17 protein-coding genes are annotated in these 20,959 nt (G+C 70.2%); 11 read left to right on the top strand and 6 right to left on the bottom strand.

The features are described from left to right. Positions 1 to 169: 169 nt before the first annotated feature. A complete protein-coding gene (locus VT85_RS12430; protein WP_068415412.1) occupies positions 170 to 1,189 on the top strand; it encodes a sugar phosphate isomerase/epimerase family protein in 1,020 nt (339 codons plus the stop codon). A 230-nt stretch (positions 1,190 to 1,419) separates the two neighbouring features. Beyond that, positions 1,420 to 1,599, top strand: a complete 180-nt coding sequence (locus VT85_RS12425; protein ID WP_068415410.1) for a hypothetical protein — start codon at positions 1,420 to 1,422, stop codon at positions 1,597 to 1,599. Here VT85_RS12425 and VT85_RS12420 read toward each other — a convergent pair. Continuing rightward, complete coding sequence (locus VT85_RS12420) at positions 1,581 to 2,546, bottom strand: S1/P1 nuclease (RefSeq protein ID WP_068415408.1); 966 nt, start codon at positions 2,544 to 2,546, stop codon at positions 1,581 to 1,583. The two genes, VT85_RS12425 and VT85_RS12420, sit on opposite strands and share 19 nt — an antisense overlap. Positions 2,547 to 2,700: 154 nt before the next feature. On the opposite strand from VT85_RS12420, the gene VT85_RS12415 reads away from it, so the two are divergent. From VT85_RS12415 to VT85_RS12390, 6 genes are all read left to right on the top strand, one after another. After that, positions 2,701 to 4,935, top strand: a complete 2,235-nt coding sequence (locus tag VT85_RS12415; protein WP_156512839.1) for an SEC-C domain-containing protein — start codon at positions 2,701 to 2,703, stop codon at positions 4,933 to 4,935. Between the two features lie 102 nt (positions 4,936 to 5,037). Continuing rightward, positions 5,038 to 6,798, top strand: coding sequence for a tetratricopeptide repeat protein (locus tag VT85_RS12410; RefSeq protein ID WP_068415404.1), 1,761 nt, complete (start codon positions 5,038 to 5,040; stop codon positions 6,796 to 6,798). Further along, positions 6,798 to 7,382: a phosphoribosyl-AMP cyclohydrolase gene (gene hisI / locus VT85_RS12405; RefSeq protein ID WP_082858564.1), complete on the top strand. Its 585-nt coding sequence runs from the start codon at positions 6,798 to 6,800 to the stop codon at positions 7,380 to 7,382. The genes VT85_RS12410 and hisI overlap by 1 nt, the downstream gene beginning before the upstream one ends. Further along, complete coding sequence (locus VT85_RS12400) at positions 7,364 to 8,518, top strand: pyridoxal-phosphate-dependent aminotransferase family protein (protein WP_068415401.1); 1,155 nt, start codon at positions 7,364 to 7,366, stop codon at positions 8,516 to 8,518. The genes hisI and VT85_RS12400 overlap by 19 nt, the downstream gene beginning before the upstream one ends. Before the next feature lie 161 nt (positions 8,519 to 8,679). Next, the gene (serA, locus tag VT85_RS12395) at positions 8,680 to 10,314 is read left to right on the top strand and encodes a phosphoglycerate dehydrogenase (protein WP_068421907.1); all 1,635 of its coding nucleotides are present in this window, start codon (positions 8,680 to 8,682) and stop codon (positions 10,312 to 10,314) included. Between the two features lie 79 nt (positions 10,315 to 10,393). Next, a complete protein-coding gene (locus VT85_RS12390; RefSeq protein ID WP_068415398.1) occupies positions 10,394 to 10,729 on the top strand; it encodes a hypothetical protein in 336 nt (111 codons plus the stop codon). Between the two features lie 91 nt (positions 10,730 to 10,820). Here the strand turns inward: VT85_RS12390 and VT85_RS27610 are convergent, their stop codons facing one another. From VT85_RS27610 to VT85_RS12380, 3 genes are all read right to left on the bottom strand, one after another. Then, entirely contained in the window at positions 10,821 to 11,417 is a 597-nt protein-coding gene (locus VT85_RS27610) for a hypothetical protein (protein ID WP_156512838.1), read from the bottom strand. A gap of 132 nt (positions 11,418 to 11,549) precedes the next feature. Continuing rightward, positions 11,550 to 13,028: an aldehyde dehydrogenase family protein gene (locus VT85_RS12385; RefSeq protein ID WP_068415395.1), complete on the bottom strand. Its 1,479-nt coding sequence runs from the start codon at positions 13,026 to 13,028 to the stop codon at positions 11,550 to 11,552. A 154-nt stretch (positions 13,029 to 13,182) separates the two neighbouring features. Beyond that, positions 13,183 to 14,271, bottom strand: a complete 1,089-nt coding sequence (locus VT85_RS12380) for a tRNA dihydrouridine synthase (RefSeq protein WP_197491243.1) — start codon at positions 14,269 to 14,271, stop codon at positions 13,183 to 13,185. 53 nt (positions 14,272 to 14,324) lie between these two features. Here VT85_RS12380 and VT85_RS12375 point away from each other — a divergent pair, with 53 nt between their 5' ends. Next, on the top strand, positions 14,325 to 15,602 hold the full coding sequence (locus tag VT85_RS12375) for a class I SAM-dependent methyltransferase (RefSeq protein ID WP_156512837.1): 1,278 nt from the start codon (positions 14,325 to 14,327) through the stop codon (positions 15,600 to 15,602). Here VT85_RS12375 and VT85_RS12370 read toward each other — a convergent pair. Together VT85_RS12370 and VT85_RS12365 are read right to left on the bottom strand one after the other, a co-directional pair. Beyond that, positions 15,565 to 15,912, bottom strand: coding sequence for a hypothetical protein (locus VT85_RS12370; protein ID WP_068415387.1), 348 nt, complete (start codon positions 15,910 to 15,912; stop codon positions 15,565 to 15,567). The genes VT85_RS12375 and VT85_RS12370 overlap by 38 nt on opposite strands. 831 nt (positions 15,913 to 16,743) lie before the next feature. Further along, a complete protein-coding gene (locus VT85_RS12365; RefSeq protein ID WP_068415383.1) occupies positions 16,744 to 19,911 on the bottom strand; it encodes an FtsK/SpoIIIE domain-containing protein in 3,168 nt (1,055 codons plus the stop codon). A gap of 135 nt (positions 19,912 to 20,046) precedes the next feature. Between VT85_RS12365 and VT85_RS27605 the strand changes: the two genes are divergently transcribed. Then, on the top strand, positions 20,047 to 20,787 hold the full coding sequence (locus tag VT85_RS27605) for a hypothetical protein (protein WP_156512836.1): 741 nt from the start codon (positions 20,047 to 20,049) through the stop codon (positions 20,785 to 20,787). Between the two features lie 2 nt (positions 20,788 to 20,789). After that, positions 20,790 to 20,918: a hypothetical protein gene (locus VT85_RS29660; RefSeq protein WP_255376996.1), complete on the top strand. Its 129-nt coding sequence runs from the start codon at positions 20,790 to 20,792 to the stop codon at positions 20,916 to 20,918. The last annotated feature ends 41 nt before the right edge of the window (positions 20,919 to 20,959 follow it).

Below are 20,959 nucleotides of genomic sequence, written 5' to 3'. Positions count from 1 at the left end.
GCGCCCATTATCCTCCCGCGCGGGCGGGCCGTCAAATTGTTGACAATGCGCCGGGGGGGCGCTATTTTGCCTTTTCCGCGAGGCTCTACACGACGCGCCCCGTCGTCGTCGCCGGGTCGTGCCCCGACTCCTCGGTTCCTCCTCCTTCCCCATGCAGGGAGATCGCATCATGTCGCGTCCCGTGACGCTCTTCACCGGCCAGTGGGCCGACCTTCCGATCGAATCGATCTGCGAAAAGGCCGCCAAGTGGGGGTATGAGGGGATCGAACTGCCCTGCTGGGGCGACCACTTCAACGTCCAGAAGGCCCTCAACGACGACAAGTACTGCCAGGGCCGGCACGACATGCTGGCCAAGTATGGGCTGAAGACCTGGGCGATCTCCAACCACCTCGTCGGCCAGGCGATCTGCGACGTCATCGACGAACGCCACAAGCTGATCCTGCCCCCCCACGTCTGGGGCGACGGCAAGCCCGAAGGGGTGAAGGAGCGCGCCGCCCAGGAGATGATCGACACCGCCCGCGCCGCCGCGAAGCTCGGCGTGAAGATCGTCAACGGCTTCACCGGCTCGTCGATCTGGCACCTGCTCTATTCGTTCCCGCCGGTCTCCGACGCCATGATCGAGGCCGGGTTCAAGGACTTCGCCGACCGCTTCAACCCGATCCTCGACGAGTTCAAGAAGCTGGGCCTGAAGTTCGGCCTGGAAGTCCACCCCACCGAGATCGCCTTCGACCTGTACTCGGCGGAGACGGCGCTCAAGGCCGTGAACCACCGCCCGGAATTCGGCTTCAATTTCGACCCCAGCCACCTGATCTGGCAGTTCGTCGACCCGGTCGCGTTCATCCGGGCCTTCCCGGACCGCATCTACCACGTCCACGTCAAGGACGCCGCCCGGACCCTCGACGGCAAGTCGGGCATCCTGGGCTCGCACATCAACTTCGGCGACCCCCGCCGGGGCTGGGACTTCCGCTCGCCGGGCCGCGGCCAGGTGGACTTCGACTCCATCACCCGCGCCCTCAACGAGATCGGCTATGAAGGCCCCCTCTCCGTCGAGTGGGAAGACCCCGGCATGGACCGCGAGTTCGGCGCCGCCGAGGCCGCCCGCTTCATCAAGGAACGGATGAGCTTCCCCACCCCCGGACGCCTCTTCGACCAGGCCTTCGCCGAAGGTCAGGCCAAGGCCGGCGCCTGACGGGCGCGAAGACCGGCGAGGAAGCCGCCGACGCGCGCCTTCTCCCCTCGTGGGAGAAGGCGCCGCGCAGCGGCGGATGAGGGGGCGACGAGCGCGAAGGCCGTCGCTCTTTCAGTTGGTCCTCCTTGATGGAAACCGCCGGTGGTTTGGTTCGTCCGCGATGACGGTCCCCTCATCCGGCGGACGTTATAATTCGGGAAGATGAGAAGACACACCAGAGGAAGCACGCCATGAGCGGCCCCATCATCCGCAAGTACGGATTCCCGAATCATGAGCAGATCTTCGGCCGTCGCCCCGTCGAGCACGGGGTCGAGGAGCCGAAGAAGGACGACGCCGGCAAGCCCGCCGACGCCGAGGCGAAGGGCGAAACGACGCCCGCGCCCAAGGCCGATCAGCGCGGGGCGGACTGAGCGGGAGCCTTCCGGTTCGGCTGGCGGTCCCGCTCCCGGAAATGGGGGGCGGGGACGGCGTTCGGCGCCTTCTTCGCCGTCGCGAGGTCGGCGTTGAGGACGTCGGAGAGCCGCATCCCGGCGCGGGCCAGGCGTTCGACGGCGATCGGGAGGTTCGCGTCCTGATACTCCCGACCGAGCCGGGCGCCGGTGCGCAGGGGCTCGCCGGAGCCGGGGACGCGATACGCCTTCTTCGCCGCCGCCAGGCTCTCGTCGGCCCAGTCCTCGGCCGTCCCCGCGAGCCATCCCCGGGCCTCGGGCCGGCGGGCCAGGACGAAGAGGGCGTCGGCCAGCTCGCGCTCGTTGCGGAAGCCGACGCGAAGGATGCCCGAATCCCAGACCTGGTGCAGGTTCGTGGACTCGTCGCGGAAGTAGGAGAGCTGGACCGCGTTGCCGCCGCGATCGCGGCGGTCGCCGACGTGCATCGGCTGGTGGAGGTCCTCGACGAGGTGGACCACGTAGCGGAGCGCCATCCGCCGCCGGGGCTTCGGCGCGGTGGGATCGGCGAGGATCGCGCGGAACTCGGCCAGCCGAGACACGACGCAGTCGTCCCGGCAATGATCGGCCGAGTAGCGGTCGGCCGTGATCGGCACGTTGACGAAATGCCAGGAGCCGCTGCCGGGGATCTCCCGGCTGTGCTCGTCGGCCCAGGTCGAAGCGTCGACGAGCGACTCGCCGTCGTCCAGCAGCTCCCGCACGAGGGCGCGGGCCTCGGGCGTCAAGCGGCTCTCGGCCAGGCGGGTGGCGGCCCGATGGGCGTTGCGGCCCCAGGCCAGCGCCGGCCTGGGAGCCGCGAGCGGGGCCGCGATCAGCACGGTCGAGACGAGGACGGCGAGGCGGCCCGCGCGGGACCTCGGGAGCTTCGCGAGGCCGGTCGCCGGCCGCTTCGGGGTTGCGTCGGTTGGCATGTCGGGACCGCTCCGGGCCGAGAGGGAAGGACGTTCCGAGGATGCGCCGCGCGGCGTCCGGGGGCGTCGGCATCAGCATAGACGCCGGCGCGGCCATTTTGCTAGTGTGGCCAGAGTGCTCGCGTGGTCCCCTCTCCCGAAGGAAATGACGACGATGCCGCCGGTCGACTCGTATTCCCCTTGCCCCTGCGGCAGCGGTCAGAAGTTCAAGTGGTGCTGCCATAGGGCGGAAACGTACGTCGACCGCGCGATGCGGCTGGAGCGGAACGGCCAGAGCGAGGCCGCCCTTGCGGTCTTGAACGAAGGCCTCTCCAAGCTCCCCGACACCCCCTGGCTCGCGCTCCGCAGGGCGATCCTGCTGGCCGTGCTGGGCCGCCCCGAGGAGGCCCTGGAAGGGGCCGAGAAGCTGCTCGAGAGCCATCCCGAGCACCGCGGCGCCCAGAGCATCAAGCTCCGGCTGCTCCAGGCCACGGGCCAGATCCGCCGCGCCGTCGACCAGTTCCAGGAGATGCTGGCGCGGGCCGCCGACGAGTCCGAGGCCCTCCCCGCCGAGGTGGCGACGGCCCTCGGCGCCACCCTCTATCGGGCCGGCTTCGTCCCGGCGTCGCTCGAGCTCCTGGGGCTGGTGGGCGACGGCACGGGCCAGGTCGCGGCGATGCGCGACGAGCTGATGGCGACGATCCGCGGAACCGCGTCGACCTCCCCCTGGCTGAAGCACCCGTACAAGCTGCTCCCCTGCCCCGCGACCGCCGGCGACGACGCGCGGCGGCGATACGAGGAGGCCGCGGCCTGGGCCGACCGGGGGCTGCTGGAGCGGGCCTCGGCGGCCTTCGAGCTCCTCTCGTCCGACCCCCAGATCGGCCGCGCCGCCGACGTGAGCCAGGGCCTCTGCCGGCTCCGCCTGGCCGACCACGCGGGGGCCGTCGCGGCGATCCGCCGCGGGCTCGGGGCGGTCTCGGCGACCACCGACGCCGTCGACCTCGAGGCCCTCTGCCAGCTCATCGACGTCGAGGTCGGCGACGACCCGATCGAGGAAGTCGAGCTCTCCTGGCCTCTCCGCGACCGCGACGACCTGATCCGCCGGCTCCGCGACGACCCGAGCTGCGTCGAACGCCGCTCGCCCGACCAGGATCCGGAAGCGGATTCGACCCTCGAATTCTCGCTGCTGGATCGGCCCCGCCTCGATGAGAAGACGGACGTCGGGCCGGACGACCTGGCGCTGGTCGCCGGGACGATCCTCGTGGAGGACGACGTCCTCAAGCTGGAGACGTTCGACGACGGCCGGCTCAACGGCCTGATCGACCGGCTCGCCGCGATCGCCGGCCAGGCCATCCCCCCGGCCCACCCCCGCACCAAGATCCTGGGGCCCGTCTCCCGCCAATCCCTGGTGCTCGACGTCGCCTGCCAGCCCCCCGCCGCGCTCCCCCTGGCGGAGCAGCAGCGGCTGGTCGCGCAACTGGGCGCGGAGCGGGTGAAGAACCGCTGGACCAAGACCCCCATGGTCTTCCTGGGGGGCAAGACGCCTGAAGAGGCGGGCCGCGACGGCCGGTTCGAGATCCCCCTCCGGGCCGCGTTGACGCTCCTGGAATCGCACGGCGACTGGTCGGGCTGGATCGACTGGGACGCGCTGCGGGCCGGCCTGGGCGTCCCGCCGGAGCCGGCGCTCGACCCGTTCGACGTGGAGCTCGACGACGTCCACATCGGCCGGCTCTCGCGGATCGACCCCAACGGCCTGGACGACGAACGCCTGGTCGACCTGCATGCGCGGGCCAACACCTGGGGCGATCCCATCGTGATCGCCCGGTCCGCCCGCGAGATCGCCACGCGACGCCGGCTGCTGGAACGCGAAGGGTTCCCGACGATCCAGATCTTCACCGAGCTGGCCATCGACGCCGCGATCCGAGGGGGCCGCGACGAGGCCCTCGACTGGGTCCGCAAGGGTCGCGAATCCGAGCCGGCGGCGCGTCGGCAGGCGTCGGCCCCGTCGTGGGACATGCTGGACGTCCGGATCCGGACGATGTTCGACGAGCCCGAGTCCTGGGTCCCCGAAGTGGCCGCCGTGATGGGCCGCTACGAGGGGGACGCCGCGGGGATGCAGAAGGTGCTCTCGCACATGATCGAACTGGGCCTGATCCAGGTCGCCCCCTCCCCCGAGGACCCGTCGAAGTACGTCGCCGACCCGTCCATGCTCTACAGCCTGCTGATGCGCTACGGCCCCCGCGTGCAGGCGGCCGGCGGCGGGGCGGCGGGGGGCGGGCTCTGGACCCCCGGCTCCCAGTCGGGCGGCGGCGGTGCGGGCGGCGGCGGCGGGATCTGGACCCCCGGGAGCGGCACGGCGCCGTCGACCGACCCGGCGGAGAAGCCGCGGATCATTTTCCCCGGCCGTTGATCCGGACGACCCGCGTCCTCTCGCCTCTCCCTGGGAACGAACGAACGCCCCCGACGGCGCGGCGCCTCGACCGGAACCGCCCCCCAGTTCAGGACCCCGCGGATGACCTCCTCGACCCGGAACGACAGCGAAACGGCCCTGGCCCTCGTCCATGAGGGCTGGAACCATCTGATGTCCCAGCGTCCGCTCGCGGCCTGGGGCGCCTGGCAGCGGGCCCTGCGGCTGGAGCCCGGTTCGGAGGCCGCGCGGAAGGCCCTGGCGACCCTGGAAAGCGCCCAGGAACTCCCCCTGGCCGCGCGCAAGACCTACCGCTTCCGCCAGCCCCGCACGCCCGACCAGCGGGCGCGCTGGGACCTTCGGATGAGGGACGGCGGCGCCGACGAGCTGGACGCCGCCGCGGCCGTCTTCGACCGCCTGATCCAGGACGCCCCCGACGACGTCGAGGCCTGGTTCAACCGCGCCCTCTGCCTGGCCTGGCGGGGCCGCGACGTCGAGGCCGTCGAGTGCCTGGACCGGGTGACGGCGCTGGAGGCCTCGCACGCCGGCGAGGGGGCCGTCGAGGCCTGGACCCTGGCCGAGGTCCTCCGCCAGGGGGGAGGCGCCGAGGTCCTCGCCGACGACCTCCGGTACGCCTGCAACTTCCCCCGGGGCGAGGCCGAGGTCGACGACCTCCTGGCCCTCTTCCCCGAGATCCGCCGCATCCCCACCCCCCGCGACCCCAGCCGCCCGGACGACGCAGTCCCGGACGTCGAGGTCCTGGAGTGGCTCGACCGCCCGTTCCCCGCCCCCGGCCAGGGGGACGGCGTGGCGGCGGCCGACCTCCCCCATGTGCTCGCCACCATCTACGTCTCGCCGGAGACGATCCGGCTCTCCAGCCCCCGCGTCGACGGCCTGGAGCAGGCCGAGGAGCGGCTCCGGCTCATGATCGGCGACCCGGGGGAGGCCGTGGAACGGGCCGCCGCGCCCCTCCCGCTGCCGTTCCTCGACGCGGCCCTCTGGACGGTCCGGCTCCCCGAAGGCCGCGACCGGGCCGACGCCGACCGCTGGACCCGCGAGGTCGTCGAGAACTACTACGAGGATCGCTGGCTCCACCAGTCCCGGCAGGGCCTCGACGGCCTCTCGCCGCTCGCCGCGGCGCACGACGCCCACGCCGGGGACGACCAGGCGCGGGCCAAGCTCGCCGCCGTCGTCCGGCTCCGCGAGCAGCTCGGCGCCCGGCCCGGCTCGGCGGCGCTCTACCAGGGCTACCCGTTCGACCGGCTCCGCCGCCGCCTGGGCCTGGACCTGGACGACCCGGCCTCGACTGAGTCCGCCGACCTGAGCTGCGCCAGCCCGTGGGAGCTGAAGGCCCTGGTCCCCGAGGACCTGGACGACCATCAGCTCATCGACGCCTTCCTCTCGGCGAAGGGCCTGCGCGACGACGCCCTGACGGCCCCCCTGGCCGAGGAGCTGCTCCGCCGCCGCCCCGACGGCCTCGCCCGCGTCGACGCCGAGGACCTGGCCTCGAGCCTCGTCCGTCGCGAGATGCAGCGGGACCGCCCCGAGGCCGCCCTCGACTGGATCGAGCGGATCCGCCCCCTCGCCGACCCCGCCCAGGTGCGCGGGTTCGACGTCTGGCGGGCCGAGATCTTCGCCCGGACCGGCCGGCCCGAGGAGGCCGCCGACGCCTATCGCCGGCTCCTCGACGACTCGGCCGAGTCCCCCCGACTCGCCCTCGACGCCGGGGAGACCCTGCTGGACGCCGGCTTCGCCGCCGTCGCCCGGCCCTTCTTGTACGAGGCCGTCCGGCTCGCCCCCGCCTTCGGGCTCCTCGGGGTCGACCGGCGCGCCAGGCGACTCCTGGAAACGATGGGAAGAGACTGATGCCCCCCGCCCCGAGCGCCAGCGACCGCCCCGAAACCGCCCTCCCGCGAGAGATCGCCTGGAACGCCGACGGCCTGGTCGCGGCGATCGCCCAGGATTCCGGGACCAACGAGGTCCTCATGATGGCCTGGATGGACGAGGCCGCGCTCCGCAAGACCCTGGAGACCGGCCTGGCCCACTACTATTCGCGCTCCCGGCGGCGGCAGTGGCTCAAGGGGGAGTCCTCGGGCCACGTCCAGCACGTCGAGTCGATCCACGTCGACTGCGACGCCGACGTCCTGCTCCTGAAGGTCCGCCAGGTCGGGGGCGCCTGCCACGAAGGCTATCGAAGCTGCTTCTTCCGCCGGCTCGCCGAGGACGGCCGCCTGGAGGCGGAAGGGACGCCCGTCTTCGACGCCGACGCCGTCTATCGGGGCGCGACGCCCCCCCGACGCGCTGAGTCCGGTCGACGCCGCCGGGAAGTCCCCTTACAGGGGACGGTTCGCGGCACTAGAATAGAGTTCTCGACGAACCGGGAGCCCCGACGGCCTCCCCACCCGGTCGCAACCGTAAGGACACTGAGTCGATGCGCAAGCCGCGATTGATGACCCCGGGCCCCGCGATGGTCCCCGAGGACGTGCTGCTCGAACTGGCCAGGCCGGTCATCCACCACCGCTCCGACGAGGCCAAGCAGGTCATCGTCGAGGTCGCGGAGGGCCTCAAGGAGGTCTTCCAGACCAAGAACGACGTGATGATCCTGACGTCGTCCGGCACCGGCGCGATGGAAGCGGCGGTCGTCAACGTCATCCCCCCCGGCGGCAAGGCCCTGGTGCTCAACGCCGGCCACTTCGCCGCCCGATGGGGCTCGATCTGCAAGGCGTTCGGCGTCGAAGCCGTGATGATCGACACCGAGTGGGGCAAGCCCGTCGACCCCGACCAGGTGGCCCAGGCCCTCAAGCAGCACCCCGACGCCGTGGCCGTGCTGGGGACCCTCTCGGAGACCTCCACCGGCACCGGCCACCCGGTCGAGGCCATCGGCAAGATCGTCGCCGATTCGCAGGCGGTCTACATCGTCGACGGCATCTCGGGCGTCGGCGCGATGGAGTGCCGCACCGACGAGTGGGGGATCGACGTCCTCTGCGCCGGCTCGCAGAAGGCCCTCATGCTCCCCCCCGGCCTGGCGTTCATCTCCCTCAGCGCCAAGGCCTGGGCCAAGGTCGACGCCTTCGACTCGCACAGCTTCTACTTCAACCTCAAGGCCGCCCGCTCCAAGGCCAAGGAGTTCGACACCCCCTACACCCCGGCCCACACGCTCATCCTGGCCCTCAGGACGGCGCTGAAGCGGATCCGGGCCGAAGGGATCGAGAACGTCTGGAGCCGCCACAAGGTCATGAGCGAGGCCTGCCAGGCGGGCGTCCAGGCGCTCGGCCTGGAGCTGTTCAGCGCCCGTCCCGCCGAGGGCCTGACCGCCTTCCGCGTCCCCGAGGGGCTGAAGGACTCGCAGATCCGCAACAAGATGGCCGAGCGGTTCGGCGTGACCACGGTCGGCGGCCAGGCCAAGCTCAAGGGCAAGATCGTCCGGATCGGCCACATGGGCTACACCGACGAGCTCGACGTGGTGGCCGCCCTCGCGGCCCTGGAGATGACGCTCGCCGAACTCGGCTTCGAGGTCGAGCCCGGCAAGGCCGTCACCGCCGCCCAGCAGGTGCTGATCGGCAAGGGCGCGACCGCCCTGGCCTGACCCGACCCGACGCCCCCGAGCGGGGCGTCCCATCCACAATCAATGACGTCGACGGGGGCGGGGCCCTCGGCGGGGCGCTTCGGACGCCCGCCGGAGGCCCCGCCCCGCCGGCTTTCCCCTCCCGACCTGGGCGTTCGTTCGACATCCCCGGAGTGATCAGCGTGGCTTACCGCGTGCTCGTGACCGACAAGCTCTCCGAAGAAGGCCTGGCGCTGCTCCGCGCCGAGAAGGACGTCGAGGTCGTCGTCGACTCCAAGCTGGCCAAGGACCCCAAGGCGCTCAAGGAAGCCCTCAAGGACGCCGACGGCATCGCGATCCGTTCCGGGACCCAGCTCACCGCCGAGGTGCTGGAGGGCCAGACCCGGCTCAAGGCGATCGTCCGGGCCGGCGTCGGCGTCGACAACATCGACGTCCCGGCCGCCACCCGCCAGGGCGTCGTCGTGATGAACACGCCGGGGGGGAACACCATCTCCACCGCCGAGCAGACCATGGCCCTGATGCTCGCCCTGTCGCGCAACACCACCAAGGCCGACGCCAGCCTGAAGGCCGGCAAGTGGGACCGCAACAGCCTCACCGGCGTCCAGCTCGAGGGCAAGACCCTGGGCGTCGTCGGCCTCGGCCGCGTCGGCCTGGCCGTCGCCCAGCGCGCCCTCGGCTTCGAGATGAAGGTCCTGGGGTATGACCCGCTCCTCTCCGCCGAGAAGGCCCAGGAGCACGGCGTCGAGCTCGTCCCCAAGCTCGACGACCTCTGGCCCCAGTGCGACTACATCACCCTGCACACGCCGCTGACCCCCGAGACCCGCCACGTCGTCTCGGCCGCGGCGATCGCCTCCATGAAGCCCTCCGTCCGCATCATCAACTGCGCCCGGGGCGGCCTGATCGACGACGCCGCGCTGCTCGAAGCCCTGAACTCGGGCAAGGTGGCCGGCGCGGCGGTGGACGTCTTCGAGACCGAGCCGCCGCCGGCCGACGACCCGATCGTCGCCCACCCCAAGACGGTCGTCACCCCCCACCTCGGCGCCTCCACCGAGGAAGCCCAGGTGAACGTGGCCGTCGAGGCCGCCCGGCTGCTGTGCGACTACCTGATCCGCGGCCAGGTCCGGTTCTCGGTCAACACGCCGACCCTCGACCGGGCCGAGATGCAGGACCTGCGCGGGCACCTGGACCTGGCCTGGCGGCTGGGCCTGCTCCACGCCCAGATGGACCGGGGCGCCATCACCAAGGCCGTGCTGACCTACCGCGGCGACGCCGCCAACAAGAACACCAAGCTCCTGACCGCCTGCTTCGCCGCCGGCCTGATGGAGGCCTCGCTCGCCCAGTCGGTCAACCTGGTCAACGCCCTCCCCTTCGCCCGCGAGCGCGGGCTGATCATCGAGGAGAAGTCGGTCGACGCCCCCAGCGACTTCGGCACGCTGATCCAGGCCGAGGTGACCACCGACCGCAAGACCTACGTCGCGGCCGGCACCCTGTTCGGCAAGGAGTTCCTCCGGCTGGTCCGGCTGGGCTCGTTCCAGCTCGACGCCCACCTCGACGGCCCGCTGCTGACCTTCACCCACAACGACCGCCCCGGCCTGATCGGCTTCCTGGGCACCACCCTGGGCGACCGGGGCGTGAACATCGCCCAGATGAACGTCGGCCGCGAGAAGCCCGGCGGCGAGGCCATCGGCGTCGTCAACCTCGACGGCATCCCCACCCAGGACGACCTGGACGCCGTCGCCAAGCACCCGGACATCCTCAGCGTCCGCCTCATCAAGCTCCCCGCCCAGGGCGAGCTGCCGAGCTGGCTGGGGTCTTAAGGTAAGTCCCATGCGGAGGCCGCCACCCCGCGCGGCGGTCTCCGCGGTCCGCCCCCCGCCCTCCGACGAACGAGCGCCCATGAAGGCCTCCGGGAAGCGGTCGATCTCTATCGCCCGGATGATGCTGCTTGTCGCGGCGGTGGCCGTCGTCGCGGCTTCGCCGCGATTCCTGAGCGCCGCCTACAAGTTCCTATCCGATAGCACGGTCTACGCGCCCGGGTATACAGAGACGGGTTTTGAATCGATCCGACTCGGAATGAGACGGGCCGAAGTCCTCTCGCGGCTAGGGCCGCCCCTGAAGACCCGGCCCAAGGCGGGATCCGTCGTCCTCTCCTATTCCGAGACCCACGTCGACGGCTTCCGTGTGCTGGGTCTCGACCCAGCCTACCAGACTTACCACCACGACCGAGGATGAGGGGCGTCTGCGCTCCGACTTGGTTCGCAGCGTGTGGACGTTCTCGGCGGGCAGGTCCGCTTGAAGGAAGGGTTAGCCGTCATCGGGACGACTACAGCCTAAACTGCGTGCAGATTTCTTCAGCAAGAATTGTCGTACCCAAGCAGATTAAGTCTCCGGCACCCCACTCCGTCTGACGAAAGTTGAACCAATCCACGCAGCGTTCAAGATCAAAGTGGTCGTAGTATCGGCCACTCTTCAAGGAAGCGAGATCTTGAGCCTCAAGATTCGAGACTACATAGACATCCATATCGTCTTCGATACCGTCAAAGACGATGCTGATCTTGTGCGGTCTTATTGCGAGCGATTTCACGTGAATGTTCAAATGCCGCATAAGCTTGAGTATATGCAGGAGTGGATTTAGGGAAGATGCGACGGCGAAGCGTGGCCCTTTGCCGCGATCAAGCTCCTGCATCTCCTCAACTGAACAGAAATCGGCAAGTGCTGCCCGGAGGAATGCGGCCGCTCGCCAAGGTTCAGACTGCTTCGACGCCTGAGCTGCGAACATGATGGCACTCTCCACACGCTCTAACGTCTGCGGCATTGATCGGAGGCGTTTCTTCAACGCGTCTGTTGGGCCAATGAGAATCGACCGCCTTTCGAAGGCTGAGTCATCAGGAAGCGCTGAGAAGTCGAGCTTACTGGTCATACCGGCCAACCAATTCTTCGGCAGAGGCCGTGACCTCTTCCAGGATCTTTTCGACCACGCGAGGATGCAAACGCGGGGTGGGCCAAGTCGAAGCAGAGCCCGCCCCACGCAGTTCCAGTTGGTCGATCCGCCTCACTTCAACGACACCGTCACCGTCTTGTGCTCGGTGTAGTTGTCGAGGGCCTTCTCGCCCAGCTCGCGGCCGATGCCGCTGGACTTGAAGCCGCCGAAGGGGGCGGCGGCGTCGAAGACGTCGTAGCAGTTGACCCAGACGGTGCCGGCCCGGAGGCGGGCGGCCAGGGAGTGGGCCTTGGCGATGTCGCGGGTCCAGATTCCGGCGGCGAGGCCGTAGTCGGTCGTGTTCGCCCGCGAGACCACCTCCTCGACGTCCTTGAACTTCAGCACCTGCATGACCGGGCCGAAGATCTCGTCGGTGGCGATGGCCATGTGGTCCTGGACGTCGGCGAAGACGGTCGGCTCGATGAAGTAGCCCTTGTCCCCGGCGCGGGAGCCGCCGGCGACGCACTGGGCGCCCTCCGCCTTGCCCTTGCTGATGTAGCCGAGGATCTTGTTGAACTGGGTCTCGTCGATCTGCGGGCCCTGGTCGGTGTCGGCCGCGAACGGGTCGCCGACCTTGCGGGCCTTGGCGGCGGCGGCGAGCTTCTCGACCACCTGGTCGTAGACCGTGTCCTGCACCAGCAACCGGCTGCCGGCGCAGCAGCACTGGCCCTGGTTGAGGAAGAGGCCGAGCATGGCGCCGTCGACCGCCGCGTCGAGGTCGGCGTCGTCGAAGACGATGTTCGGGCTCTTGCCGCCGAGTTCCAGCGTCACCCGCTTCAGGGTCTGGGCCGCGTCCCTCATGATGATCTTGCCGACCTCGGTCGAGCCGGTGAACGCGATCTTATCGACCCCCTTGTGGGCGACGAGCGGCGCGCCGGTGGACGGACCGAAGCCGTTGACGATGTTGATCACGCCGGCCGGGAACCCGGCCTCCATCGCCAGCTCGCCCATGCGGAGGGCGGTCAGCGGCGTCTGCTCGGCCGGCTTGAGGACCACCGTGCAGCCCGCCGCCAGCGCGGGGGCCCACTTCCAGGAGACCATCAGCATCGGGAAGTTCCAGGGGATGATCTGGCCGACCACCCCCACCGGCTCGCGCGTGCTGTAGCAGAAATAGGGGCCGCGGACGGGGATCGTGTCGCCCGCGAGCTTGTCGGCCCAGCCGGCGTAGTACCGGAAGACGTCGACCACCAGCGGCAGGTCGCCGTGGCGGGCCTCCTTCAGCGGCTTGCCGTTGTCCAGCGTCTCCAGCGCGGCGAGGTCGTCGATGTTGGCCTCGATCAGGTCGGCGAGCTTGTACAGCAGCCGGCCGCGGTCGCGGGCGTCCATCTTGGCCCAGGGCCCGGAGTCGAACGCCTTCCGCGCGGCTTTGACCGCCAGGTCGATGTCGGCGGCGGTCCCCTCGGCGACCTGCGCGATCTCCTGCTCGGTCGCCGGGTTGATCGTGGCGAAGGTCTTGCCCTCCACGCCGTCGCGGAACTGGCCGTCGATCAGGAGCCTGGTCTGGTATGAGGCGGCGGGCTTGCTGCGGCGGGGCTCGGTCGCGGTGGCCATGCGCACGTCCTTTCCGATGTCGTCGGCACGAGAACGAGGAGAGAGGGAGGCGGCGCCCGCATCCCGGCGGGCGGTCCTTTCGAAAGGTCGCACCTCTTATCTTACGAGCGCCCGGAGCCCGGATTCAAGCGCGCAGGGGCTTCCCCGCGGCATGCTACCACGACTCGATCGGCCCGGAGGGGACCGGGACGTGGGCCTCGAAATGGCCGGGGAGCGGGGCGCTGGGGCCTTCGGACCGGATGGCTTCGACGGCCTGGTCGAAGACCGCCGAGGAGCGGAGGTTGATCAGCTCCAGGTAGAACTTCTTGGGCATCCGGGTGAAGTGGTAGTACCACTTGAGGATCTTGCGGAACTGCAAGCAGGCGTAGTGCTCGCCGCGACGCTCCAGCAGGCCGTGGAAGTGGACGCTCATGAAGTCGAGCCGCTCCTCGAACGTCGGGTCGGGGCCGGGCTCGCCGGTGCGGACCCAGCAGTCGAGCTGGCGGAAGAAGAACGGGTTCGCCAGGGCGCCGCGGCCGATCGAGACGGCGGCGCAGCCGGTGTCGGCGATCATCGAGGCGGCGTCGGCGATCGAGCGGACGTCGCCGTTGGCCACGATCGGCATCGAATCCACGGCGTCGACCACCGCCTTGATCCCCTGCCGATTCACGCTCCCCGAGAAGCCCTGGGCCCGCGTCCGGCCGTGGACGATCACCGCCGCCACGCCGATCTGCTCGAAGGCCCGCGCCAGGCCGGGGGCCGACAGAGACTCCTCGTCCCACCCCAGCCGCATCTTGACCGTCACCGGGACGCCGGCGGCGTTCACCACGGCCGAGACCAGCTCCACGGCCAGTTCCGTCTGGCCCATCAGGGCCGAGCCGCCGCCGATCCGCACGACCTTGCGGACCGGACAGCCCATGTTGATATCGACGATCGTCGCCCCGTGGGTCGCGACGTACCGCGCGGCCTGCTCCATCTCGGCGGCGACCTGGCCGTAGATCTGGATCGAGAGCGGCTTGTCGGCCTCGCTGGTCTCGGCCAGCTCCAGGGCGCGTCGACGCTTCTCGATCAGCGAGCGGGCGTTGACCAGGTCGGTCGTCGCCAGGCCGAGGCCCCCCTGCTCGCGCACGGCCAGCCGGAAGGCCAGGCTCGTGTACCCGGCCAGCGGGGCGAGGAAGAACCGCGAGGGGATCGCGACGCCGCCGATCTGGAGCGGTTCGCGGGCGATCGGCGGGACCGGCGGGTACAATGGCGGAAGGCTCAACGATCAGCTCCGAGTGGCGACGATCCGGCGACCGGGATTCCCAAGATATCACCATGACATTCTACGCAAACGACGCCGTACGCTCGACCCAGGATCGCCGCGTCCGTTCCCCGGACGCCTCCGACGCCGAGTTCGCGGTGCTCTCCAGCGACGCCGGGCTCGCCCTGATCGCCCAGGCCCAGGCCGTCAAGTCCCCCGGCCCGTCCGACCTGGCCCGCTGGCGCAAGGCCCACGACCAGGAGTCGGTCGCGGCGGCGCTCCGGCTGGCCGAGGCCCGTCGCAAGGCGACGCCCAAGTTCTCGCGGGGCGACCGGATGTGGCTCGACCCCGTGGGCCTGGAGCAGGCGACGGCCGAGGCGGTCGCGGTCCACAAGGCCCGCCGGTTCGAGGCCGACGCGGTCGTCGACCTCTGCTCCGGCATCGGCGGCGACGCCGTCGCGCTGGCGGGACGCTCGCGGGTGCTGGCCGTCGACCTCGACCTGGGGATGTGCCGCCGGGTCGCCTGGAACGCCGACGTCTACGACCGGGGCGACCGCGTCCAGCCCTGCCGCGCCTCGGCCGAGACCTTGCCGATCCCGCCGGGCGCCTGGGTCCACATCGACCCCGATCGGAGGGCCTCCAAGCGGGGCCGGGCCGTCGACGCCGAAGGCTACGCCCCCGGCCCGGAGTTCCTCCACGCCCTGATGACCCGCGCCCCCGGCGGTGCGATCAAGCTCGGCCCGGCGAGCGACTTCGCCCGGTTCGCCGAGGAGTTCGATTGCGAGGTGGAGATCATCAGCCTGGGGGGCGAGGCCAAGGAGGCCACCGTGTGGTTCGGCGCGGCCGCCTCGTGCCGCCGCCGCGCGACGAAGCTGCCCGAAGGAACCACCTGGACCGATCGCCTGGGCGACCAGCCCTGGAGCGAATACCCGATCGTCGCCCCGATCGGCCGATGGCTCTACGACCCCGACCCCGCCCTCTCGCGATCCGGCCTCCTGGATTCCTTCGCCCGCGCCCACGGCCTGGGCCGCCTCGCCGCCGACCTCCCCTACCTGACCTCCGAGGACTTCCTCGCCACCCCCTGGCTCGAAGCGTTCGAGATCCAGAGCGTCCACCCCCTGGACCTGAAGCGGCTGCGAAAGCTGATCGACGCCGAGCGCCTCGGCCCCGTCTCCGTGAAGCACCGGACGACCGACCTCAAGCCCGAAACCCTCCGCCCCCTGCTCCGCCACCACGGCGACTCCCCCACCGTCCTCTTCCTCACCGGCGGCGCCGGCCCGGGGCGAGCGATCGTGACGCATAAGGCGGCGGCGCTCAGAACAGGCGGCTCTCCGGATAGCACCGCCGGATGACGTAACCTCGCAGGCCGAACAGCGCGACGAGGTTGATCGCCTTCAGGACGATCAGCCAGGAGTCGAGCGCGTAGGCCTCTCGGAAATCGGTCAGCCCGAACGTGAAGAATGCCAGGGCGTAGGGGACCTCGATCCAGGATCGCCGATGCCGGATGAATCGAGCCAGGACCAGGCCCGCGAAGACGGTCCAGGCCGCCCCCTCGAACAGGTTGAATCCGTGGGTCGCGTGCTCGATCCAGGTGGCCGTCCGGGGCGAGTACGTCCACCAACGCCGGGAGAGGAGGAGGTGGAGGAACGGGTCTCGATTCATGACTCGGCCGCCTCAGCTCGCCCCAGCACAACCGGCCCCCCGCCGGGCCGTCACGCCCGGCTTCGCGACGGCCCGGCGTTTGGGTTCGCTCACGCCCCTCCAGAAACGAAGCCATCGACCGCAACCTGATTAGCGTTAATCGTTTGCGTTCGATTTTGGGCCCCGGAGATTGGGTTCGTTCGGCGGTTTCGATCCCTTTTTCGGAACTCCGAGAGTCCGGCGGGCCGTCGTCGAGCCGGCCGGATCGGGGCGGCTCGGGGAAAGCCGACGGGGACGATCGTCGTCCCTCGTTTCGCTTCCCCGAAGTCCCGGCCGTCGCCGGAGCGGCCCGGAAATTGGCTTCCTTCGCCCGGCTCGGCGACCGAAGCCAATCAACGCAAACCTCTTTCCCCCATTCATTTACGACTGGACGACGGCCCCAAGAATTGGGTTCGTTCGGCGAGTTTCTTCGCATCGCGTCGAGCTTCTCCGGGGGAGCCTCGCGCCGTCGCCTGGTCGAGGGCGTCGCAGGGTCGGGGCGCACCGCCCCCTACCCTGACAATGCACGCGGATGCGCGGTTGCGGCGTCGGAGATGGGAACGAGCCCGAAGAGCCGGCGTTCGGGCTCAGCAACGGTCTTCACCCCTCGCGGGGGAAGACAGATCCCGAAGGGGTTAGATGAGGGGAAAGACCAGCGCGAGAGCCGTCGGAATTCGCAGTCCGGGCGCCTGAAACGCCGACGGCCTTGGTGCTCGTCACCCCCTCATTCGGCCCTTCGGGCCACCTTCCCCCGCGAGGGGGGAAGGGCGTTATGGCCCGGGCTCGGATTCCGGCTGGACGATGGGGGCGCGATCAGTGGTCGTCGGGCGAGGGCGTGTCGCCGGGGTCGTCGAACTTGGGGAACGGCGGCACCTCGATCTCGTCGAACTTGGGGAACGGCGGAGGGGCGTCGTCGTCGTAGCGGCGGCTGCTGAAGCCGTTCTCCTTGGGGGCGGGGGGCGTGGGCTCGTCGGCCGGCTCGTCGGTCGGTTCGGGCTCGGGCGGGGCCTCGGGCTCGAAGGGGGCGGGGCGGGCGGCGAATTTGGCCTGGACCTCGGCGATCCACTCGGGGTCGGGGAGGCTGTAGGGGCGGAACTTCTCGACGCGGTTCTCCTCTTCGCTGTAGAAGAGGGCCCGGTTCTCGCCGAGCTTGCCGGCGGCGGGCGAGTCGATGACGGTGCTGGAGTCGTTGGCGCTCATCTGGAAGAGGACGCGGAGTTCGAATTCGCGGAGGGTGTTGCGGTCGAACATCCGGTTCATGTTGTTGACGCTGTCGATCCAGACGATGGTGTGGACGCCGAAGCTCGGGCCTTCGCGGAGGATGTCGCCGAATTGCTTGCCGGGGGACGGGGCCTTCTCCTCGCCGAAGCCGGAGGAGGAGAAGCCGAAGTCGTCGTCCGCCTTGCGAAGCTCGCGGAGCCGCTGGAGGTCGTAGATGAACAGGTAGATCGGCGCCTGCTCCTCGGCGGCCGGGTTGTCGCGGCGTCGGTCCAGCTCGCGGGCGATCTCGTTGATGGACGAGGCCAGGTTGCGCTGGGTGACGTTGGTGACGTTGTGGGGGACCCAGTCCTTGAACTGGCCGAGCTTGCCCGCCAGCCACGAGTCGACGGGGGAGCCGTCCACCATGTAGAACTTCACGCCGGTGCGCCGCTTGGGGGGGTGCTGGGCGGCGATGGCGACGCCGGCCATGAGCATCATCGCCAGGGCGGATTCGCCCCCCTGGCCGATGATCAGGAGGTTGGCGCCGGACTGCGGGCGGAAGACGGCGACGGTCGGGTCCTTGATCGCGATGGCGTCGCCGAGCCAGGCCTGCTCGTACCGCGGGGCCTCGTCCGGCCATTCGGTCGCGTCGAGGAGGGGGTTGAGCAGGGCGTTCTTGCGGGTGTCGGCCGGCAGGTTGCCTTCGAAGACGATGGGCGTGGCCGGGGGCCGGTGCTGGGCCTTGGCCAGGTCGAGCATGTCCTGGAGGTACTCGATCCGGCGCTTGTCGGAGAGCCAGACGACCTGGAACAGGTTGTTGCCCTCGGGCATGCCGTTGGCGTCGTTGTAGATCGCCTCGCCGGGGCGGGTCAGCAGCCTGGCGGCGCTGTTGTCCTCGCTGAGGATCAGGTGGGCGTCGGCCTCGGAGCATTGCAGGGCGATGCGGATGGCCATCTGGCCCAGGGTCGCCCGGCCGACCGAGTAGGCGCCGCCGAGGGTCTGCGAGCCGAGGATGACGTGGACGCCGAAGGCTCGACCCTGGCGGACCAGGCGGTCGAGCAGCAGCGACACCTCCTGGGCGACCTTGTCGTCCTCGACGAAGAACTCCTGGAACTCGTCGACGACGAACAGGATGCGGGGCATGACCATGTCGGGCTTGGCTTCGCGGAAGCCCTTCAGGTCCTGGGCGCCGAAGTCGCGGTAGAGGTCGCCGCGGTACTTCAGCTCGGCGTCGAGCCGCTGGAGCACGCTCAGGCCGAACTCGCGCTCGGACTCGACGGCGATGACCTTGGCGTGGGGGAGTTCCATCTCGGCGTAGACCTTGAACTCGACCCCCTTCTTGAAGTCGATCAGGTACAGCTCGAGCTGGTCCGGGCTGTAGCGAAGGGCCGCGTTGACGATCAGGGCGTGGAGCAAGGTGGACTTGCCCGAGCCCGTCTTGCCGGCGACGAGGGCGTGCTGCGAGGTCCCCCGGCCCAGGAGGAGGGGCTGGAGCTTGGTGGCCCCGGCGCGGCCGAGGGGGACTTCCATGATCTTGCCGCTGTCCCAGCTCCAGTACTTCTCCGCGGGCGGGGCGATGAAGTCGAACGGGACCTCGACCTTGTTGGCGTTCTTGGACGCCTCGCCCATGTGGTGCATGAGCTTGCTGTAGTAGGACGGCTCGGGGAGCGAGTCGAGCTGGAGCGGGAAGCGGCCGAAGTTGTCGTCGCGCCAGCCCATCTTGCCGTCGCGCCAGCTCAGGTTGATGCAGCTGGCCTCCAGGTCCTTGAGCTGGAGCCCGGCGGGCATGGGGAGCTTGGGGTCGACGGAGATCAGGGCGTAGACGCCGCAGCGGGCGCCGCTGGCGACGATGCTCTGGAGCCGCCGCGCGGCGGTCTCGTTGAAGTTGCTGGGGAAGTTGGCGACGACCAGGATCCGGAACGGCTCGGCGACCTCGCCGGCGTGCTGGTTGTAGGCCTCGATGCTCTCGAACTCGTTGCGCAGGTACTTCTGGATGACGTTCTCCATGTGGGCGGAGAGGTCCTCCAGGCGCTGGTCGAAGTCGCGGGCCTCGGTCCAGATGCGGCTGGTGACGAGGAGTTCCTGGTAGTCGGCCAGGTGCATGAAGGCGGCGAAGTTCTCGCCCAGGCCGACGGGGTCGAAGATGGTGAACCGGACCTTGCCGGGGGGGATCGAGGTGAGGAACCGGAGCATGAGGCTCTGGAGGAGCCGGTTGGCCTCGGCCCGGCCGGATTCGCCGGTCTTGATCAGGACGGAGCTCTGGTGCGGGAACGGGACGAGGGCGGGGAGGTCGAACTCGGTCGGCCCGGCGGCCTTGAGCCGGTCGTCGGTGGGGCGGCCGTGGGGGAAGTCGGCCAGCTCGAACTTGAAGCGGCCGAAGGGCAAGGCGGGGGGGACCTCGTCGGGGGGCTCCCAGCCGTCGACCTCGGAGGCGCCGTCCCAGGCGAGGAAGCGGCGGGAGGCCTCGGCGTTGACCTCGTCGGCGACGGCGCCGACGCGGGCGAGGCCCTCGGTCCAGGTCTGGACCAGCTCGGCCCAGGCGGCGTCGTAGGCGGCCTTGGTCGCCTCCTTCTCCTTGCGGATGCGCTCCTGGAGCGCGGCGGCCTCGGCCTCGTATTTCTCCTTGTGGGCCTGGATCCGGGGCGGGTAGTGGGAGTCGGCCTTCTTGAGGTCCTCGTCGCGCTTCCGCTTGATCTCGGCGAGGCGGTTGGGGTAGATCGCGTCGGCCTCGGCGACCGACTGGCCGATGCGAAGCTCGGCGTCGGCGACGCGGGCCTTCATCCGGTCCTCGGCGGCCGCGTAGTTCTCCTCACGCTTCTCGTCGGCCTGCTTCTGGCGGGTCTCGAAGTCGGTCTTGACCCACTCCTTGGCCTCTTCGAGCAGCCGCTCCCCCTCCTCCAGGTGGAACTTGAGGGGGTGGTAGTGCCGGGAGACCTGGGGCTGGGCGCGGCCCTTGAGGGCGACGAAGGCCCCCGCGCCGGCGAGGACCGCGACGGCGACGCCCGCGCCCGCGGCGATGGCCGGGGCCAGGACGAAGGCCAGGCCGCCGCCGACCGCCGCGCCCAGGAGCAGGAAGGGCCAGACGAAGTTCGCCGGCCGCAGGAAATTGGGGAGCTTGAGCGATTCGAGCGCCAGCAGCTCCTCGTCGATCTTGTGGACGACCTCCTGGAGCAGGTCGAGCTTGGTGGGGTCGCCCTTGGCCTCCGGGGGGGCGAGCAGCTCGGCGCCGTCGGCGGCCGGGCCCTCGGGGGCGGCGGGGGGGTGACGGTCGTCGTGGGCTCGACGGCGAACCCGGGGCCGGCGAGCCGGGCGGTGCGGGCCAGCGCGACCTCGGCGGCGTCCCGCAGGTGCTCCAGGTCGGCGCGGGAGGCGGCCAGGGCGTCGTCGTGGGACTTCCGGCGCTTCACCGTGTTGTCGCGGGCCGCCTCGTACATCGCCAGCGACTGCCAGCGCGATTCGTCGCTGGCCTTCTTGGCCTTGGACCGCTCGGACTTGAACTGGGCTTCCAGCTTCTGCTTGACCTGGGCGTACTCGGCCTCGGTCGTCTGGGTGTCGGCCTGGGCCTTGCGGACGATGGCGGCGCGGACCTTGTCGTACTCGGCCTGGAGAGCCGCGGCCTCCGCCTTGAACTTAGCCGAGGCCTCCTGGACGGCCTGACTGTGCTCCTGCCCCTCGCGGTCGCGACGCCGCTTGAAGGTCTGCTCGACTTCGGTCTCGACCTTGGCCCGTTGGGCGATCAGGCCCTCCAGGTCGGTCAGCGCGGCGACTTCTTTCTGGACCAGCGGTGACTCAGGCATGTTCGCGATATCCGATATTCAGTGTGAGCAGG

The sequence above is a fragment of the Planctomyces sp. SH-PL62 genome, from assembly GCF_001610895.1.
Taxonomy (GTDB): Bacteria; Planctomycetota; Planctomycetia; order Isosphaerales; family Isosphaeraceae; genus Paludisphaera.
The sequence above is the reverse complement of the archived record's forward strand: the minus strand, read 5'-3'. Positions and strand labels throughout refer to the sequence as shown.

Excerpts from the sequence above, each read along its gene's own strand:
- VT85_RS12370 (WP_068415387.1), bottom strand. The coding sequence starts at position 15,912 with ATGAATCGAGACCCGTTCCTCCACCTCCTCCTCTCCCGGCGTTGGTGG.
- VT85_RS12425 (WP_068415410.1), top strand. The coding sequence starts at position 1,420 with ATGAGCGGCCCCATCATCCGCAAGTACGGATTCCCGAATCATGAGCAG.
- VT85_RS12375 (WP_156512837.1), top strand. The coding sequence starts at position 14,325 with ATGACATTCTACGCAAACGACGCCGTACGCTCGACCCAGGATCGCCGC.
- hisI (WP_082858564.1), top strand. The coding sequence starts at position 6,798 with ATGCCCCCCGCCCCGAGCGCCAGCGACCGCCCCGAAACCGCCCTCCCG.
- VT85_RS12385 (WP_068415395.1), bottom strand. The coding sequence starts at position 13,028 with ATGGCCACCGCGACCGAGCCCCGCCGCAGCAAGCCCGCCGCCTCATAC.
- VT85_RS12400 (WP_068415401.1), top strand. The coding sequence starts at position 7,364 with ATGCGCAAGCCGCGATTGATGACCCCGGGCCCCGCGATGGTCCCCGAG.
- VT85_RS12365 (WP_068415383.1), bottom strand. The coding sequence starts at position 19,911 with ATGAAGGCCCGCGTCGCCGACGCCGAGCTTCGCATCGGCCAGTCGGTC.
- VT85_RS12420 (WP_068415408.1), bottom strand. The coding sequence starts at position 2,546 with ATGCCAACCGACGCAACCCCGAAGCGGCCGGCGACCGGCCTCGCGAAG.
- VT85_RS27610 (WP_156512838.1), bottom strand. The coding sequence starts at position 11,417 with ATGACCAGTAAGCTCGACTTCTCAGCGCTTCCTGATGACTCAGCCTTC.
- VT85_RS12410 (WP_068415404.1), top strand. The coding sequence starts at position 5,038 with ATGACCTCCTCGACCCGGAACGACAGCGAAACGGCCCTGGCCCTCGTC.
- VT85_RS12390 (WP_068415398.1), top strand. The coding sequence starts at position 10,394 with ATGAAGGCCTCCGGGAAGCGGTCGATCTCTATCGCCCGGATGATGCTG.
- VT85_RS12415 (WP_156512839.1), top strand. The coding sequence starts at position 2,701 with ATGCCGCCGGTCGACTCGTATTCCCCTTGCCCCTGCGGCAGCGGTCAG.
- VT85_RS12430 (WP_068415412.1), top strand. The coding sequence starts at position 170 with ATGTCGCGTCCCGTGACGCTCTTCACCGGCCAGTGGGCCGACCTTCCG.